Source organism: Palleronia rufa, from assembly GCF_000743715.1.
In the GTDB taxonomy this organism is placed as follows: domain Bacteria; phylum Pseudomonadota; class Alphaproteobacteria; order Rhodobacterales; family Rhodobacteraceae; genus Palleronia; species Palleronia rufa.
The window spans coordinates 341,667-359,039 of sequence record NZ_JQEY01000001.1 but is presented as its reverse complement, the minus strand read 5'-3'; the positions used below and the strand labels follow the sequence as shown (position 1 = coordinate 359,039).

Below are 17,373 nucleotides of genomic sequence, written 5' to 3'. Positions count from 1 at the left end.
GGCCGGGGCCGCGGCGGACGCGGCCCCGACGCGCGCCATGGGCGACGCCACACTCTTCGACCAGCTGGTCTTTTCCGGCGGCGGCACGCGCTGCATGTGGCAGGGCGGGTTCATCCACGTGCTGCGCGATGCCGTTCCTCTGAAGCCCAAGCGCATCACCGGCGTGTCCGGCGGGGCGTGCTCGGGCTGCGGGTTCGTCACCCACCGCGGGCAGCAGGTTCTGGAGGCCTTCGTCGAGACGGCGGAATCGCTCGATTACAACCTGCCGACGTCGGAGCCGTTCGACGGCGAACCCGGCCGCTCCCCGCACCAGTCGCTCTACCGCGACGTGATCGAAAGCTGCTTCGGCGACGCGGAGGCGCGGCGCTCGGTCGCCGAAGGACCGTCCTTGCAGATCCTGATCGCCCGCCCGCCGGACACGTCATGGGCGCGGACGACCGGCGCCGCGATGACCCTGGTCTACGTGGCCGACAGCAAGATCCGCTCGAACCCGCATCTGACCTGGGCACAGAAGGCCGGCCTGACCGAAGAGCTGGTGGACGCGAACCAGGCCGCGCGGGACGGCCGCCTGACGGATCTGATCTGCGCCGCGGCGACGATCCCGCCGGCCTTCGATCCCCCGGAGTGGGACGGGCTGCCGGCCATCGACGCCGGGATGGCCGACCAGGCGCCGATGCCGACCCCCGACGAGGGCACGTCGCTGATCGTGCTGACCAAGCGGTTCCGCAACTTCCCCGACGTTCCCGGCCGGACCTATGTCCAGCCGTCCAAGGAGGTTCCGGCGGACAAGATCGACTTTACCGACCCCGACAAGCTGCGGCGGACCTGGGCGCTGGGAGAGGCCGACGCCCGAAGGTTCCTGAGCAAGATCGACAATCTGAGCAAACCCTGAGGAGGAGATCGACATGGGACGAGTAGCCATCGTGACCGGAGGCAGCCGCGGGATCGGCGCCGCCATCGCAAGAACGCTGAAGGAAGAGGGCCACCAGGTCGCGGCCACCTACGGCGGCAACGACGAGGCGGCGGCCAAATTCACCGAAGAGACCGGCATCAAGACCTACAAGTTCGACGTGGCCGACTACGAGGCCTGCAAGGCCGGCATCGCAAAGGTCGAGGAAGACCTGGGGCCGGTGGAGATCCTGATCAACAACGCCGGCATCACCAAGGACGCGCCGTTCCACAAGATGACGCCCGAGCAGTGGAACGCGGTCATCAACACCAACCTCACCGGCGTGTTCAACATGACCCACAACGTCTGGGTCGGCATGCGCGACCGCGGCTTCGGACGGATCGTCACCATCAGCTCGATCAACGGCCAGAAGGGGCAGTTCGCCCAGGCCAACTACGCGGCGTCCAAGGCCGGCGATCTGGGGTTCACCAAGACGCTGGCGCAGGAGGGGGCGTCCAAGGGCATCACCGTGAACGCGGTCTGCCCGGGCTACATCGCCACCGACATGGTCATGGCCGTGCCCGAAAAGGTGCGCGACCAGATCGTCGCGCAGATCCCCGTGGGCCGTCTGGGCGAGCCTGAGGAGATCGCGCGCTGCGTGGCGTTCCTGACCTCGGACGATGCGGGGTTCGTCACCGGCGCCACGATCTCGGCCAACGGTGGCCAGTACTTCGCCTGACGGTTGCGGATCGCGCAGGGAAAAGGCCGGCTCTTAGGAGCCGGCCTTCGTCGTTGGGAGCGCCCTGCCGCGGCAGGGCGCCGGGGTGCGCCTAGTGTCCGAGGCGTTCGATCTGTTCCTTGAGGCGCAGTTTTTCCAGCTTCATCTCTTTGATCGCAAGGTCGTCCGTGGATGGTCCGCGCTGCGCGGCCTCCACGCGATCCGACAAAGCCTGGTGTTTCCGTCGCAACTCCTGAACGTGCGAACTGACCGACATGCGTCACCTCCGTTGTTGATGATGCTTCCAATGTAGGAACTGTGTCGCGGCCTGTCACCGTTTCGTTGCAAAAGATGCGTCGATAGCGCGCACAACTTTCACGATATTACGGAATTTCCGCACCGTCCCTCAGGATTGCCTGCGCGACAGGCGAGAATCCGGCGCTTTTGTCCGTCCCGGAGGCTGCGTGGAGAATCAGATCCGGCAACAGGACGGCCGGGGCGCGGCCGCCCTTGGTCCCCTGCACGATGACCAGGCCGGCGGGACGGTCCGGCCGGGGCCGGACCGGGCGGACCCTCAGAGAGCCCAGCCGCGGGACCATGGCCGCCAGAAGATCGGGCAGCCGGTCGGCTTTCTGGATCACGGTGAACAGACCCCGCGGCACAAGCCGTTTCGCGCCATGGTTGATCCAGCCGTTGAGCGGAATGGCCTCTCCGATGGCGGTCTCCCGCGCGCTCCGGGGCGACGCCGTGCCGCTGCGGCGGTCGAAATAGGGCGGGTTGGCGATGACATGATCGAACCGCCTCTGCCGCAACGCGGCGGGCATCCGCGCCAGGTCGCCGCACCGGATGTCGGCGGCGATGCCGTTGGTCCGGGCGTTGCGGCGCGCCAGTTCCGCGGGGCCGCCCTGCAGCTCCAGCCCGGTGAGGTCCAGGCCGCCGACGCGCGCGCCCAGGCAGAAGAGCGCCGCGCCGACCCCGCAGCCCAGCTCCAGCACGCTCTGACCCGGCGTGGCGGGAACCGACGCCGCCAGCAGCACCGGGTCGATCCCGGCGCGGTAGCCCCGGGCGGGTTGCTCCAGGATCAGCCGCCCGCCCAGGAACGCGTCCCGCGTCGTGCCGGGCTCAGTGCCCGGTGTCGACATCGTTGTCCCTGAGGACCGCCGCAGCCTGGAAATGGTCGCGTCGGGCCACCATCAGCCGCCGCGGCAGGATGCCGATGGAGCCTTCCAGAACGCTCGTATGGACGTCCAGCTCGAACACCTCTATCCCCTCGCCGGACAGCAATGCCTTGGCGAACGCGATCACGGTCGGGTCGTTCGAGCGCAGGAGTTCCTTCATGGCATCCGGAATAGCCGCCGGGTCCGGCGGGGGAAAGGGGGTCCGATGGACGCGCAGGTGAAACCGCACGAACGAATGGCCAAGGCGCTGGCCGGGCCGCTGGCAGAGGTGGACGCGCTGATCCGCGACCGCATGGCCTCGCGGCACGCGCCGCGCATCCCGGAGGTCACCGCCCATCTGGTCGGCGCGGGGGGCAAGCGGATCCGCCCGATGCTGACCCTGGCGAGCGCCCGGCTGATGGGCTATCCCGGCCCCCACGACGTGCACCTGGCCGCGACGGTGGAGTTCATCCATACCGCGACGCTGCTCCATGACGACGTGGTGGACGCGTCCGACCGGCGGCGCGGGCGGCCCACGGCGAACCTTCTGTGGGACAACAAGTCCAGCGTCCTGGTGGGCGACTACCTGTTCGCGCGGTCGTTCCAGCTGATGGTCGAGACGGGCTCTCTGCGGGTGCTCGACATCCTGTCCAACGCCGCGGCGACCATCGCAGAGGGAGAGGTGCTGCAACTGTCGGCCATGAGCGACCTCGCCACCGCGGAAGAGACCTATCTGACGATCGTGCGCGGCAAGACTGCGGCGCTGTTCTCCGCGGCGACGCAGGTGGGCGGGGTGATCGCCGGCGCCGCCGAGCGTGAGGTCGAGGCGCTGTTCACCTACGGCGATGCGCTGGGCATCGCCTTTCAGATGGCCGATGACGCGATCGACTGGATGGAGGGAACCGGAAAGGGCGTCGGCGACGATTTCCGCGAGCGCAAGATGACCCTTCCGATCATCCGCGCCGTGGCGGGGTCAGAGGGCGACGATCGCGCGTTCTGGACCCGGACCATCGGCCAGGGCCAGCAGCAAGAGGGCGACCTGACCCGCGCCGCCGGCCTGCTGGAGCGCAGCGGCGCGCTGGCGAGCACGCGCCGGACGGCCCTGGGCTGGTCGGACCGCGCGAAGGGGGCGCTGGAACCGCTACCCGACGCGCCGCTGCGCGACATGTTGCGGGATCTGGCGGATTACGTGGTGGCGCGGCTGACCTGACGCCGCGGTGCCGGTTTGGGGCAGGGCGGCGCGCGCGCCCCCCGGTCAGCCAAGCACGGGGGCCGATGCGACCCACCAGCCGGGATGCCCGCCGGACAGGGCCGCCGCGGCGGTATCGGCCTGTGCCGCCGTGGCGTAGAGGCCGAAACAGGTCGCGCCAGAGCCGGACATGCGCGCGACAAGGCAGCCGTCCGTGTCCGCGAGGGCCGCCAGGACGGTGCCGATGGCCGGGTGCAGCGCACGTGCGGGCGGTTCCAGGTCGTTGCGGGCGGTGGCGAGCCAGCGGCCCACCGCCGCCGCATCGGGCATATCCGCCAGCGGCGGCAGCGGGGCGTTGTCGGGCGACGTCAGGGCGCGGAACGTGTCGGGCGTAGAGACCGGGACGCCGGGGTTCGCCAGGCAGAGATGCAGCGGGGGAAGGGGCGGAAGGGGTGACAGGCGCTCTCCGATCCCCTGCATCCGGGCCGGGCGGCCGTGGAGGCAGACAGGGACATCCGCCCCCAGGGGCAGCGGGTCCGGAAGGGCGCGGCCGTCCAGCGCGTGGAGCGCGCGGAGCGTGGCGGCGGCATCCGCGGACCCGCCGCCGATCCCGGAGGCGACGGGCAGGCGCTTGTCCAGCGTCAGCGCCGCGGGCGCCCCCCCCGTCAGCCGCGCGGCCCGGAGGCAGAGGTTCTTTGGCCCCTCCAGCCCGTGCGCGAAGGGTCCGGTGACCGCCAGCGACCAGTCCCGCGCCGGCTCTGCCGCGATCCGGTCGCCAAGGGCCGCGAAGACCACCAGCGAATCGATCAGGTGATAGCCGTCCGCCCGGCGCCCGGTGACGTGGAGCGCAAGGTTGATCTTTGCCGGCGCGTCCTGGACGACGCGCCGCGGCTCAGCCGCCATCGGCGACCTTGAGAGGTGGCGCGCCTTCCTCTTCCAGCACCCTGTCCAGCCCGACCTCCAGCTTGCGGCGGATGCGGTCCGGCTCGACCTCTCCGCTCTGGTCGTTGTCCACGAAGGACAGGGCGCGCTGCCACTGGAACCGGGCCTCCAGCTTGCGGCCCACGGCCCAGAGCACATCGCCCAGATGGTCGTTCAGCACCGGATCCACGGGCATCAGCTCCACGGCGCGCTCCATGGGTTCCACCGCCTCGCGGTAGCGGCCGAGCCGGTAGAGCCCCCATCCCAGGCTGTCGATGATGTAGCCGGAATTGGGCGCCTGGGCCGCAGCCTGCTCGATGAGGTCGAGCGCTTCCTGCAGCCGTTCGCCTCGCTGCAGCAGGGAATAGCCGAGGTAGTTCAGCACCTGCGGCTGGTCCGGGTTGAGCTCCAGCGCGCGGCTGAAATCGGCCTCTGCCCGGTCCCAGTCGCCCAGCCGTTCGGAGGTGATGGCGCGGGCGAAATAGACGATCCACTGGCCGCTCCGCTCTTCGTCGAACAGGGCGATGGCGGCGTCGTAGGCGTCGCGCGCTTCCGCGAAGCGGTCGGCGTCGCGGAACGCGTCGCCCAGGGTGACATGGGCCAGGGGCAGGTCCGGGTAGGCCTCGGCCAGGGCGCGCATGGCGGTCAGCGCCTCCTCTGTCCGGCCGGCGGCGCGCAGGGCCTCCGCGCGGGCCAGTTCGGCGGTCGGATACGCCGGCGCATCGGCGGGGATCGAGGCATAGGCGTCGATCGCCAGGTCGATCTGGCCCATGTCCTCAAGCAACACCGCCGACAGCAGCGTCGCCTCCACCAGATCCGGGCGCAGCCGTTCGGCCGCGCGCGAATAGAGCAGCGCATAGCTGGGGGCGGTGGAGCCGACCACCGCGTTGGCGATGTCCACGGAGACCTCCGCCAGCCCGGCGCGGGGGGTCGGCGCGATGGTGAACGCCAGCGTCTCGCCGGCCTCCAGCTCCGCGCGGGTGGTGTCGATGGTGGCGTCGAGCGCATCGCCCGTCTGCGCGTCCAGAAGCGCCAGCGCCTCCTCGTTTCGGCCCAGCTGCGACAGGATCTGCACCCGGGCGCGCAGGCCGCGGCGGGTCAGGCTGAGGTCACCGGCCCCCTCGAACGTCGCGGCGGCGTCCTCGAACCGGCCCAGCGACGCCTCGGCCAGGGCGCGGTAGTAGATGCCGTAGGCCGCCACGTTTCCCGTCCCGTCGTCGGACAGGCTGTCGAAGGCGGTCAGCGCCTCTTCGACGCGGTCCTCCGCCACCAGCGCCCAGCCGCGGGCCAGCCCGTCGAACAGCGGCCCGACGCTGATGCCGTTGTCCAGATCGTCCATGAGGTCGGCCCAGTTGCCCGATGCGGCCTCCTGGACCACAAGCGCCAGCGCCGCCACCTGGCTGGTGCCGTGGGCCGCGACAAGGTCGGAGGCGACCGCCTCCGCCCGGTCGAACCGCCCGAGCGAGACATAGGCGCCGATCAGCGCCTCCATCACCGGCAGGTTGGACGGGTCGCGCCTGTAGGCTTCGGCAAGATAGCGCGCGGAGGCGGCGAAATCGTCGTCGATCTGGGCGGCGCGGCCGGCCAGATAGGGGCCCGCGTTCTGCGCGGCCGCCGCGGTGAGGCCAAGGCTGAGACCGGCGGCAAGAAGCAGGGCGCGAAACATGGTTCGTCCTTTCCGTGACGGGACCGGGAGAGCCTAGTCCCGCCCGCGTCCGAGGGCAATGCGACACCCGGCGGCAGAATGCGTCGGATTGCTCACATATTGGGGTAGTTCGGCCCGTCGCCGCCCTGCGGCGTGGTCCAGACGATGTTCTGCGACGGATCCTTGATGTCGCAGGTCTTGCAGTGGACGCAGTTCTGGAAATTGATCACGAACCGGTCCTCGCCGCTGTCCTCGTCCTTGACGAATTCATAGACGCCCGCCGGGCAGTAGCGCTGCGACAGGCCGGCGTATTTCGGCAGGTTCACCTTTACCGGCACGTCCTTGTCCTTGAGCCGCAGGTGCGGCGGCTGGTTCTCGGCGTGGTTGGTGTTGGAGAACGATACGTTGGTCAGCCGGTCGAAGCTGAGCTTGCCGTCGGGCTTGGGGTAGGTGATCGCCTTGTGCTTGCCGGCCTCTTCGGTGGCGGCGGCATCGGTCTTGCCATGCTTCATGGTGCCGAAGAGCGAAAAGCCCATGGTGTTGGTCCACATGTCCAGACCGCCCAGCGCCAGCGACGCCTTGAGGCCCCATTTCGACCAGATCGGCTTGACGTTGCGCACCGGCTTGAGATCCTTGCCGATCGGCCCCTCGCGCACGTCGCGGTCGTACTCCTCCAGCAGGTCGGACGCGCGCCCGGCCTCGATGGCGGCATGGGCGGCCTCGGCCGCGGCCTTGCCCGACAGCATGGCGTTGTGGTTGCCCTTGATGCGGGGGACGTTGACCATGCCGGCGGCACAGCCCAGCAGCGCGCCGCCCGGAAACACGGTCCGGGGCAGCGACTGCCAGCCGCCCTCGGTGATGGCGCGGGCGCCGTAGGCCACCCGCTTGCCGCCCTTCAGCAGGTCCCTGACATAGGGGTGATGCTTGAACTGCTGGAACGCCAGGTAGGGGTTCACATGCGGGTTGGCGTAGCCCAGGTGGACCACGAAGCCGATGGACACCTGGTTGTCGTTCATGTGGTAGATGAACGACCCGCCGCCGGCCGTGTCGCCCAGCGGCCAGCCCATCGTGTGCACCACGCGCCCCTCTGAGTGGTTCTGGGGGTCGATCTCCCAGATCTCCTTCATTCCCAGGCCGTATTTCTGCACGTCGGCATCCGCGTCCAGACCGTATTTCGCGATCGCCTGCTTGGACAGCGATCCGCGCACGCCTTCGGACAGGAACACGTATTTGCCGTGCAGCTCCATGCCCGGCTCATAGCCGTCGCCGGGGGTGCCGTCGGGGTTGCGCCCGAATTCGCCCGCGACGACGCCCTTCACATGGCCGTCCGGTGCATAGACCAGTTCGGAGCACGACATGCCGGGGAAGATCTCGACGCCCAGCGCCTCGGCCTTTTCGGCCATCCAGCGGCAGACATTGGCCATGGAGACGATGTAGTTGCCGTGGTTGTTCATCAGCGGCGGCATCAGCGCGGTCGGCAGGCCCATCTTGCCGGATTCGCCCAGATAGAAGAACTTGTCCTGCGTGACCGGAACGGTGACCGGCGCGCCCTTGTCCTTCCAGTCGGGGATCAGCGCGGTCAGCCCGGCCGGGTCCAGCACCGCGCCCGACAGGATGTGCGCCCCCACCTCAGAGCCCTTTTCCAGCACGACCACCTGCCGTTCGGGGTCAAGCTGCTTGAGGCGGATCGCCGCCGACAGGCCGGCCGGTCCCGCGCCGACGATGACGACATCGTACTCCATCGCTTCGCGTTGGGTCTCGGGCTCTGGGTCGGGCATGGTCGGTTCCTCGGTTGGACGGCTTGTGGCTATGGTCACAGTGCAATATCGACTGGTGCGCGTCGCGGTCAATTGCGACGCCGTGTCAGGGCGGTCCGCGCGCCGCCGGCCCGGCGCCTTGCACTTTCGGTTGCGGGCGGCGATCTGTTGGCGTGACATGTGCGTAACGATGACAAGGTCGCCCCCCGTCCGGGCGGCAGGCAGGAGACCATGGACAAGATACCCCTGACCCGGGCCGGCCAGACGGCCCTGAACGAAGAGCTCAAGCGGCTGAAGTCCAGGGACCGCCCTGAGATCATCCAGGCGATCGCCGAGGCACGCGCCCATGGCGACCTGAGCGAGAATGCCGAATACCATTCCGCCAAGGAAAAGCAGTCCTTCATCGAGGGCCGCGTGAAGGAGATCGAGGGCATCCTGGCCCGCGCAGAGGTGATCGACCCCGCCAGGCTGTCCGGCCCGATCAAGTTCGGCGCCACCGTGCGGCTGCTGGACGAGACCACCGACGAGGAGAAGACCTATCAGATCGTCGGCGAGCCGGAGGCCAACCTGGAGAAGGGAAAGCTGAACCTGCGCTCGCCCCTGGCGCGTGCGCTGATCGGCAAGGATGAGGGCGACTCGGTCGAGGTGCGCACCCCCGGCGGGGAGAAATCGTACGAGATTCTCTCCGTCGCCTACGTCTGAGGGCCCGATGGATCTGCGCGGCGCATATCGACCGGAGCTTTCCGCCCTTGGGCGGTTCGGCGTGGCCTGGGGCGCGACCGTGGCCTGGCTGCTGATCGCGGCGGTCGGGCTGTTCGGCATGACCGGCGGAGAGGCGGACCTGGACCCGGTACGGATCATGGTCGTGCCGGTGATGGTGTTCGGCCCCATCGCGGTGATCTGGATGGCCGCGGTCCTGTCGCGCAGGCTGGCCGCGCTGACCCGGGCGGTGGCAAGGCTGCAGGACGCGGCCCCGGCGGCCGCGAACGCCGGGACGGACGACCTGGCCCTGCGGATCGAGCGTCTGGCGGCGGGGCAGAAGGCGATCCTGGCCGCGGTGGCGCGGTCGTCCGCCCCGGCGGAGACCCGCGCCCCGCCCGCGCCGGCACAGCGTCCCGCGCCGCCCCGTCCCGCGCCGCCCCGTCCCGCCGCGGCCCCGCCCGCCGCGTCGGCGCCCGCGCCCGCGCCCGCGGCCACCGCGCCTGCTCCGTCCGCTCCGTCCGGGCCGGAGCTCGATCTCGACGACCATGAGGGCCGGTCCGCCCTGGCGGCGGCCGATCTGATCGCGGCGCTGCAATTTCCCGAAGATCCCGACGACAAGCAGGGCTTCCGCGCCCTGCGCGCGGCGATGCGCGACCACCACGGCCGCCAGATCGTGACCGCCGCGCAGGACGCCCTGACCCTGCTGAGCCAGGACGGGCTCTACATGGACGATTTCGCGCCCCGTCCCGCCGCGCCCGACGCGTGGCGGCGCTTCGCCCGTGGCGCGCGCGATGCCGACACCCGCGCCGTGGGCGGGGTCGAGGACGATGGCGTCGTGTCCCTCGTGGCGCTCCGGCTGCGGTCGGACGCGGTGTTCCGCGACACCTGCCAGCACTTCATCCGGTTCTTCGACCGCCTCCTTGCCAGAGAGGAACCGCGTCTGAGCGACGCGGAGCTGCTGCTCTTGGCCGACACCCGCAGCGCCCGCGCGTTCATGCTGCTGGGCCGGGCGATGGGCACGTTCGACTGAGCCCCCCGGTTCCCGACCCGATGTCCGGCCCGACCCCATGTCCGGCCCGGCTCGGTGCCGGGCCCGCTGCCAGTCCGTGCCGGCGCCGCGTTGCCCGATGACCCACCGGCGCGGCGCCGGTCGGGCCTTCGCGCACTACGGCGCGCCGGCGGGCTCTGGGTATCGTGACCGGCAAGCCCGGCAAGCCCCGTGTCAGAAGCGGTCGAGCAGCCGCCTGAGGTAGTCCAGCTCCTGCTCGGGCCGCGCCTGGTCGCCGGAGCGGCGGCGGATCTCGTCCAGCAGTTCGTCGGCCCGCCGGCGGACGTCCTCGTTGCCCAGCATCTGCTGGTCAGACCCCATCTGGCCGGTCTCGCCCGCCTCGCGTCCCAGCGGATCGCGCGAGCGGCCGTTGGGGTCGCCCTGGGCCTGGGATTGTCCCTGGCCCTCCCGCTGCTCCTGGGCCAGCGCCTCGCCGAGGTTGCGCATCCCTTCGCGCAGGGCCTCCATGGCGTCGGCCTGGCGGTCGAGCGCGCGGGGGGTGTCGCCGTCGCGCAGCGCGTCCTCGGCGCCTTCCATGGCGCCCTCGGCCCGGTCCAGCGCCTCGCGGGCCGCGTCGCCCTCTTCGGTGCCGGCGCCGGGCAGGGTGCCGCGCTGGCGGTTCAACTCGTCCCGGAGCGCCTGCTGGCGGTCGGCCAGGCTCTGCTCGCCGCCGGGCTGCCCCTGGCCCGGCTGACCCTGGCCGGGCTGACCCTGGCCCGGCTGACCCTGACCGGGCCGGTCGCCTTGCTGACCCGGTTGTCCCTGCTGCCCGGGTTGGCCCTGCTGGCCCTCCTGCAGGTCGCGGAACGCCTCGTCGGACAGGCCCTGCTGGTCGCGCAGCGTCTCCTGCAGCCCGTCCATGGCCTGCTGGCCGGGGGACTGGCCCTGCTGGCCCTGGCCCTCGGCGACCTGCATGTTCTCCAGCATCCGGTTCAGCTGCTCCATGAGCGCCTGCGCCTCGGCCATGCGGCCCTCTTCCATGAGGCGCTGGATCTCGTCCATCATCTCCTGCAGCTGGTCGCCGGTGATCTCCTGACTCTCGCCCTGGGCCTGCTGGCGGTCCTGCTGCTCGCGGCTCTGCTCGGCCAGCTGGCGGATGTAGTCGTCCATCGCCTCGCGCAGCTCCTGCATCAGCTCGGCGATCTCGGCCGGGTCGGCGCCGTCCTGCATCGCCTCCGACAGCCGCTGCTGCGCGCGGGCCAGACGCTCGCGGGCATCGTCAAGGTCCCCGAACTCGATTTCCTCGGCGATGGCCCAGAGCTCGGCGGCGATCTCGTCCTGACGCTCGGCGGTCAGCGGCGCGACGCCCTGCCCGGCCTCCAGCCGGCGGATCGCCACGCGCAGGCGCAGGTAGAGCGTTTCGGAACTGAACACCTGCTCGGGGCGCCATGACACGGCGCGAAGAAGCTCCGCGACCCGGTCCGCATTCGCGCGCGACCAGAGCAGGTCGCGGCGCTGCTCCACGATCGCCCTGGCCAGCGGATCGAAGAACCGCTGTCCTGCCAGCTTGGTGGGGTAGGGGGCCGATGTGCCGGTCTGGCCCGGCTGGTCGGAGACCTCATAGGTGATGGTGACCGGCAGGTTGGCCCACGGATGCTGCGAGAAATCCTCGACCAGGGTGCCGGTGAACTCCGCCCGGTCGCCGGAGATCGGCAGCGGCAGGTCCACGGTGATCGCCTCCCGCGCGTCCGGCTCGGCCGCCAGCCCGTGGCGCCGGTCCACGGCCCCGAGGTCCAGCGCGATGGTGGCCTGTCCGGCGACCACCCCGTAGTCGTCGCGGGCCGAGAAGGGCTGGCGGAACTCGCCGCCCATGGCGCGCTCAGGCTCGCCCTCCGCCGACACGGCGGGGGCCGTGTCGGGCAGGATCGTCAGTTCCCAGTCGCGCCCGCCGGGCCCGTCGACCGACATCTCGCCCGACCGGGCGACGGTAAAGCTCTGCACCGGGTCGGACGCGGCGCCGGTGCCGTCGGTCCGCCCCGAAACCGTCTCCGCCACCGTCAGGTCGCCCACGTCGCCATAGAGCCGGAGCGTCACGGTGCTGCCTTCGGGCACCTCGACCGGCGCGTCCGGGAGGTCGGCCAGGTAGAGCGACGGCCGCCCGGTATGGGCCGGCGGCTCGACCCACCCTTCCCAGGACGGGCCGCCCGCGACGGCCTGACCGCCGCCCGGGGCGATGGCGGTCACGCTGCCGACGCGCAGGAAAGAGCCGAACAGCAGCGCCATGGCGAAGGCCAGAACCGCGACGTAGCGCAGGGCGTAGGGGTCGCGCGCGGCCAGGCGCAGGTCGGGCTCGACCGCGCGGGCGTCGCGGATGCGGGCGGCCATGCGGGTGACATGGGCCTCCCAGATCGCGCGGGAGGCGGGATCGCCGGCACCGACCACCTGCGCATCGGTCAGGGCAGCGATGGGCCGGCCGGGCAGGGTACGGTCGAGCCGGTCCAGCGCTTCGGCCTCCGACGGCCAGCGGAAGGCCCGGACGCCCCGCCAGAGGCCGGCGACCAGCCCCGCGGCCACCGCCACCGCCAGACCCCATGCGGCCTCCAGCGGCAGAACGTCCTGCAGGCCCAGCATCAGCGCGGCAAGCGCCGCAAGGGCGACGGTCCAGACCGGCCAGAAGGCACGAGTCGCACGCTCCGCTACCAGACCGGCGCGGGTCAGGAAAAGCGGCCGCTGCAATCCCCTGCGGGCCGCGTCGGGGAGGGGCGTCGTCGGGGGCATGGACCTCCGCGGTCGGTCCGGTCTGACGGCCCGATGCGGAGGATGCCGCGTTAGAGCCACGCCGGGATGGTATCGCGTGCCAGCATCTCGTCAATCGTGGGACGGGCGCGGATGACGGCGAATTGATCGCCCTGGACCAGGACCTCTGGGACCAGCGGGCGCGAGTTGTACTCGCTCGCCATCACCGCGGCATAGGCGCCGGCGGAGCGCAGCGCGACCAGGTCGCCCTGTGCCAGCGGCGGCAGCGGGCGGCCGCGGGCGAAGGTGTCGCCGCTTTCGCAGACCGGGCCGACCACGTCGGCGACGATGCCCTCCGCGCCCGGAGCGGATTGCGTCAGCGGCACGATGTCGTGATGCGCGCCGTACATGGCCGGGCGCACCAGATCGTTCATCGCGGCGTCCAGGATCACCCAGCGCAGGCCGGATTCCTCCTTGAGATACAGCACCTCAGAGACCAGGACGCCGGCGTTCCCGGCGATCAGCCGGCCCGGCTCGATCTCGATCTCGCAGCCCAGATCGCCCACGGTGCGGCGGATCAGGGCGCCGTAGTCCAGCGGCACGGGGGGGGCGGCATTGTCCCGCGCATAGGGGATGCCCAGACCGCCGCCCAGATCCAGGCGGCGGATGTCATGCCCGTCGGCGCGCAGCGCCCGGGTCAGGTCCGCCACCTTCAGATACGCCGCCTCGAACGGCGCGAGAGAGGTAAGCTGCGAGCCGATATGGACGTCGATGCCCACGACCGCGATCCCGGGAAGGCGCGCGGCCTGCGCATAGATGTCGCGGGCCCGCGCGATCGGGACGCCGAACTTGTCGTGCCGGCGCCCGGTGGCGATCTTCTCGTGGGTGCCGGCATCCACGTCCGGATTGACGCGCAGCGCGATCGGCGCGGTCCGCTCCAGCCCGGCGGCGACCTCGCTCAGCGCCATCAGCTCGGGCACGCTCTCGACGTTGAATTGCCGGATCCCGCCGGTCAGCGCCGCGGCCATCTCCGCGCGGGTCTTGCCGACGCCGGAGAACACGATGCGTCCGGGCGCGATGCCGGCGGCGCGGGCGCGGGCGTATTCGCCGCCCGACACCACGTCCATGCCGGCGCCCAGATCGCCCAGCAGCTTCAGCACGGCCAGGTTCGACAGCGACTTCATGGCAAAGCACACCAGATGGTCGAGCCCGTCCAGCGCCTCGTCGAAGAGGCGGAAATGGCGCGTCAACGTGGCGGCGGAATAGACATAGACCGGTGTGCCGACCTGCCGCGCGATGGCGGCAAGCTCCACGTCCTCGGCCATCAGCCGCCCGTCGCGGTAGAGAAAGTGATCCATCGTCGTCCTGCCAAGCGGAGCGGCTGCGCCGCATTCGATCCCCTGCGCGCCTCCGGCGCGGCCATGTCCGCAACGGGCGTATGTCCGCGCGGCGGGGGAGGCAACGAAAAACCCCCGAACGCGGGTCCGGGGGCCGTTGGCTTTCGCTTGTCGAAGGGTCCTAGAGGAGACCCTCGCGCTGGGCCTTCTTCCGGGCGAGCTTGCGCTGCCGGCGGATGGCCTCGGCCCGTTCCCGCGCTTTCTTTTCGGACGGTTTCTCGAAATGCTGCTTGAGCTTCATTTCGCGAAAGACGCCCTCACGCTGGAGTTTCTTTTTCAGGGCACGAAGCGCCTGATCGACATTGTTGTCGCGAACGCTGACCTGCATGTGGTTTTCACCACCTTTCTAGGCTGAAGTTGCGGAATTCTTGCAGGAGGTGGCCTTTTACAGGGGAATGGCTAGCTTGTCCAGCGAAGCGACAGGGTTTGGAGACTCTCGATGACCGATGCCATGAACCGGCTGCTGGACGCCGCCCTTGCCAACGTGGCCTTCGACGGCTGGAGCGACGCGACGCTGAAACGGGCCGCGGCCAAGACAGAGATGCCGCTGGCCGAGGCGCGGGCGCTGTTTCCGCGCGGCGGGGTGGACCTGGCGATGGCCTGGCACCGGCGCGAGGACGCGCGGCTTGCCGCCCGCCTGGCCGATACGGATCTGTCGGGGATGCGCTACCGCGACCGGGTGGCGCGGGCGATCTGGATGCGGCTGGAGGACGCGGACAAGAACGCGGTCCGCCGCGGCACGACGCTGTTCGCCCTGCCCATGCACACGGCGGTCGGGGCGCGGGCGCTCTGGGAGACGGCCGACACGATCTGGACCGCGCTGGGCGACACGTCTTCGGACGGCAACTGGTATTCCAAGCGCGCGACCCTGGCCGGCGTCCATGGTGCCGCGGTGCTGTTCTGGCTGGGCGACGACAGCCGCGACCATGAGGACACGCGGGCGTTCATCGACCGGCGGATCGACGACGTGATGCGGATCGAACGCGCGAAATCCGCGCTCGCGGCAAATCCGGCGGGCCGGGCGGTGCTGGCGGGGCCGAATTTCGTGCTGTCGCGGATGCGGCCGCCGAAGGGGCTGGCGGGGTTTCCCGGCCTGCGGCGCGGCCGTTAGCCAAGCGCGCATTTCGTGGTGCATCCCGGGCGGCTTGTCCTCTACCTTACGCGGGATGTCCGGTTCAGGGGAAAGTGACGATGGCCGACCGAATGCGCGTGATCGAGATTTCAGAGCCCGGCGGCCCGGAGGTTCTGCGCCGCGCGGAACGCGACGTGCCCCGGCCCGCGGCCGGAGAGGTGGTGATCCGCATCGCCTATGCGGGCGTGAACCGGCCCGATGCGCTGCAGCGCGCCGGCGCCTATGCGCCGCCGCCCGATGCGTCCGATCTGCCGGGGCTGGAATGTTCGGGTGAGGTCGTCGCCGTGGGGCAGGGCGCGGATCTGGACGTGGGCGACCGGGTCTGCGCGCTGCTGCCCGGCGGCGGCTACGCGGAATACGCCGCCACCCCCGCGGCGCACTGTCTGCCGGTCCCCGAGGGGCTGTCCATGAAAGAGGCCGCGGCCCTGCCGGAGACCTATTTCACCGTCTGGACCAACGTCTTCGAGAGGGGGCGCCTGGACGCCGGTGAGACCGTCCTGATCCACGGCGGCTCGTCGGGGATCGGGACGACGGCGATCCAGCTTGCGGCGGCGCGCGGCGCGCGGGTCTTCGCCACCGCCGGAAGCGCCGAGAAATGCGCGGTCTGCGAACGGCTGGGCGCCGAACGCGCGATCAACTACCGGCAGGAGGATTTCGGAGCCGTGCTGTCGGAGGCGGGGGGCGCGGATCTGGTGCTCGACATGGTCGGCGGCGACTACATCGCGCGGAACGTCAAGCTGCTGAGGCCGGACGGGCGGCTGGTCATGATCGCCTTTCTGGGCGGCCCGACGGCCGAACTGAACTTCGCGCAGGTGATGGTCAAGCGGCTGACCCTGACCGGATCGACCCTGCGGCCCCAGAGCGTCGCGGCCAAGGCCCGGATCGCCCGGGCGCTGGAGGCGGAGGTCTGGCCGATGATCGCCGCGGGCCGTCTCGGCCCGGTCATGGACCGAACCTATCCCCTTGACGACGCGGCAGCGGCCCATGCACGCATGGAGACCTCCGAACATATCGGAAAGATCGTGCTGGAGGTCGCCGGCGGCTGACCCACGTCGGACGCTAGAATGCGCCGGTCCGGCCCGTATCCACCAGATAGTCTGACCCGTTTGCCGACCGCCCGTGGCTCCCCGTGGAGATGGAGGCCAGCACGGCGATGCCGATGCCCAGAACGGCAACGGTCATCACCACCCAATCGACCGTGACCGCCCCGGGCCGGTCGTCCTCACACGTCTTGGGTTCGTTGACGGCACGCATTCCGCTTTTCCCTGAATGACTGGGTCAGACACCGTTCGGACGACCCGCGGCGTTCCTGTCGCCCCGGAATCCGGCAAGATCGCGGCAGCGATGCGACGCTTTCGGGGAATCGTCAATCCGGACCTTGCGGAACGCCGGGCGGCCAGACCATTTCGGGCCGAAAAACCCCGCAAGATCGGCCTGTTGGCGCGGTGTGCGCGACGGGTCGCGGCCGCCCCGCCGCGGCGATCCCGAAGGGCGCAGGCGGGCGCCTCAGACGATGGTCGCCTCTGTCGCCGCGCGCAGCGCGTCCTCGGACACCTCGGGGGCGGTCTCGACGATTCGGAGCCCCCCCTCGACCACGTCCAGCACGCCCAGGTTGGTGATGATCCGGTCCACCACGCCCGCGCCCGTCAGCGGCAGCGTGCATTCCTTCAGCAGCTTCGACTCACCGGCCTTGTTCTGGTGGTCCATGACCACCACCACGCGCTTGACCCCGGCGACCAGGTCCATCGCGCCGCCCATGCCCTTGACCAGCTTGCCGGGGATCATCCAGTTCGCCAGATCGCCGTTCTCGGCCACCTCCATGGCGCCCAGGATCGCGCAGGCGATCTTGCCGCCGCGGATCATCCCGAAGCTGGTGGCGCTGTCGAAATAGGCGGTGCGGGACAGTTCGGTGATGGTCTGCTTGCCGGCGTTGATGAGGTCGGGATCCTCCTCTCCCTCATAGGGGAACGGGCCCATCCCCAGCATCCCGTTCTCGGACTGCAGCGTGATGTCCTTGTCGCCGATATAGTTGGCCACCAGCGTCGGAATCCCGATCCCGAGGTTGACATACCAGCCGTCCGCCAGCTCGGCGGCGGCGCGCTCGGCCATCTGTTCGCGGGTCCAGGGCATCAGGCGGTCTCC

Annotated in this window: 18 protein-coding genes; 7 read left to right on the top strand and 11 right to left on the bottom strand. The window is 70.5% G+C overall.

The window, feature by feature from the left end; translation table 11 throughout:
* The first annotated feature begins 37 nt into the window (after positions 1-37).
* Together KW83_RS01745 and phbB are read left to right on the top strand one after the other, a co-directional pair.
* Complete coding sequence (locus tag KW83_RS01745; protein WP_036173574.1) at positions 38-892, top strand: patatin-like phospholipase family protein; 855 nt, start codon at positions 38-40, stop codon at positions 890-892.
* Positions 893-905: 13 nt separating this feature from the next.
* Entirely contained in the window at positions 906-1,628 is a 723-nt protein-coding gene (gene phbB, locus KW83_RS01740) for an acetoacetyl-CoA reductase (protein ID WP_036173571.1), read from the top strand.
* Positions 1,629-1,719: 91 nt separating this feature from the next.
* Here the strand turns inward: phbB and KW83_RS19525 are convergent, their stop codons facing one another.
* The 3 genes from KW83_RS19525 to KW83_RS01730 all read right to left on the bottom strand — a co-directional run bounded on the left by KW83_RS19525 (position 1,720) and on the right by KW83_RS01730 (position 2,945).
* On the bottom strand, positions 1,720-1,884 hold the full coding sequence (locus KW83_RS19525) for a YdcH family protein (RefSeq protein ID WP_081904402.1): 165 nt from the start codon (positions 1,882-1,884) through the stop codon (positions 1,720-1,722).
* 106 nt (positions 1,885-1,990) lie between these two features.
* Positions 1,991-2,749, bottom strand: a complete 759-nt coding sequence (locus KW83_RS01735) for a tRNA1(Val) (adenine(37)-N6)-methyltransferase (RefSeq protein ID WP_036173568.1) — start codon at positions 2,747-2,749, stop codon at positions 1,991-1,993.
* Positions 2,730-2,945: a putative signal transducing protein gene (locus tag KW83_RS01730; protein WP_036173565.1), complete on the bottom strand. Its 216-nt coding sequence runs from the start codon at positions 2,943-2,945 to the stop codon at positions 2,730-2,732. Before KW83_RS01730 ends, KW83_RS01735 begins: the two co-directional genes overlap by 20 nt.
* Positions 2,946-2,990: 45 nt before the next feature.
* On the opposite strand from KW83_RS01730, the gene KW83_RS01725 reads away from it, so the two are divergent.
* Positions 2,991-3,974, top strand: coding sequence for a polyprenyl synthetase family protein (locus KW83_RS01725; protein WP_036173563.1), 984 nt, complete (start codon positions 2,991-2,993; stop codon positions 3,972-3,974).
* 45 nt (positions 3,975-4,019) lie between these two features.
* On the opposite strand, the gene KW83_RS01720 is transcribed toward KW83_RS01725, so the two are convergent.
* The 3 genes from KW83_RS01720 to KW83_RS01710 all read right to left on the bottom strand — a co-directional run bounded on the left by KW83_RS01720 (position 4,020) and on the right by KW83_RS01710 (position 8,297).
* Positions 4,020-4,856: a 4-(cytidine 5'-diphospho)-2-C-methyl-D-erythritol kinase gene (locus KW83_RS01720; protein ID WP_036173561.1), complete on the bottom strand. Its 837-nt coding sequence runs from the start codon at positions 4,854-4,856 to the stop codon at positions 4,020-4,022.
* Positions 4,846-6,540, bottom strand: a complete 1,695-nt coding sequence (locus KW83_RS01715) for a tetratricopeptide repeat protein (RefSeq protein ID WP_036173560.1) — start codon at positions 6,538-6,540, stop codon at positions 4,846-4,848. The genes KW83_RS01720 and KW83_RS01715 overlap by 11 nt, the downstream gene beginning before the upstream one ends.
* 92 nt (positions 6,541-6,632) lie before the next feature.
* Complete coding sequence (locus KW83_RS01710) at positions 6,633-8,297, bottom strand: electron transfer flavoprotein-ubiquinone oxidoreductase (RefSeq protein WP_036173559.1); 1,665 nt, start codon at positions 8,295-8,297, stop codon at positions 6,633-6,635.
* A gap of 210 nt (positions 8,298-8,507) precedes the next feature.
* Here KW83_RS01710 and greA point away from each other — a divergent pair, with 210 nt between their 5' ends.
* Together greA and KW83_RS01700 are read left to right on the top strand one after the other, a co-directional pair.
* On the top strand, positions 8,508-8,978 hold the full coding sequence (gene greA / locus KW83_RS01705; protein WP_036173556.1) for a transcription elongation factor GreA: 471 nt from the start codon (positions 8,508-8,510) through the stop codon (positions 8,976-8,978).
* Positions 8,979-8,985: 7 nt separating this feature from the next.
* Positions 8,986-10,008 carry a hypothetical protein gene (locus KW83_RS01700; RefSeq protein WP_051928119.1) on the top strand — a complete coding sequence of 341 codons (1,023 nt, stop codon included), beginning with the start codon at positions 8,986-8,988 and terminating at the stop codon, positions 10,006-10,008.
* A gap of 192 nt (positions 10,009-10,200) precedes the next feature.
* Here the strand turns inward: KW83_RS01700 and KW83_RS01695 are convergent, their stop codons facing one another.
* The 3 genes from KW83_RS01695 to rpsU form a co-directional block, all read right to left on the bottom strand.
* Entirely contained in the window at positions 10,201-12,744 is a 2,544-nt protein-coding gene (locus KW83_RS01695) for a TIGR02302 family protein (protein ID WP_036173553.1), read from the bottom strand.
* A gap of 50 nt (positions 12,745-12,794) precedes the next feature.
* Positions 12,795-14,060, bottom strand: coding sequence for a diaminopimelate decarboxylase (gene lysA, locus KW83_RS01690; RefSeq protein WP_036173550.1), 1,266 nt, complete (start codon positions 14,058-14,060; stop codon positions 12,795-12,797).
* Between the two features lie 160 nt (positions 14,061-14,220).
* Positions 14,221-14,427: a 30S ribosomal protein S21 gene (rpsU, locus tag KW83_RS01685; RefSeq protein WP_036173538.1), complete on the bottom strand. Its 207-nt coding sequence runs from the start codon at positions 14,425-14,427 to the stop codon at positions 14,221-14,223.
* Positions 14,428-14,538: 111 nt separating this feature from the next.
* Here rpsU and KW83_RS01680 point away from each other — a divergent pair, with 111 nt between their 5' ends.
* Positions 14,539-15,210, top strand: coding sequence for a COQ9 family protein (locus KW83_RS01680; RefSeq protein ID WP_036173537.1), 672 nt, complete (start codon positions 14,539-14,541; stop codon positions 15,208-15,210).
* Between the two features lie 80 nt (positions 15,211-15,290).
* On the top strand, positions 15,291-16,277 hold the full coding sequence (locus KW83_RS01675; protein ID WP_036173536.1) for an NAD(P)H-quinone oxidoreductase: 987 nt from the start codon (positions 15,291-15,293) through the stop codon (positions 16,275-16,277).
* 13 nt (positions 16,278-16,290) lie between these two features.
* Here the strand turns inward: KW83_RS01675 and KW83_RS01670 are convergent, their stop codons facing one another.
* Both KW83_RS01670 and KW83_RS01665 read right to left on the bottom strand, forming a co-directional pair.
* Complete coding sequence (locus tag KW83_RS01670) at positions 16,291-16,485, bottom strand: hypothetical protein (RefSeq protein ID WP_051928118.1); 195 nt, start codon at positions 16,483-16,485, stop codon at positions 16,291-16,293.
* Between the two features lie 252 nt (positions 16,486-16,737).
* Positions 16,738-17,361, bottom strand: coding sequence for a 3-oxoacid CoA-transferase subunit B (locus tag KW83_RS01665; RefSeq protein ID WP_036173535.1), 624 nt, complete (start codon positions 17,359-17,361; stop codon positions 16,738-16,740).
* Positions 17,362-17,373: the final 12 nt, after the last annotated feature.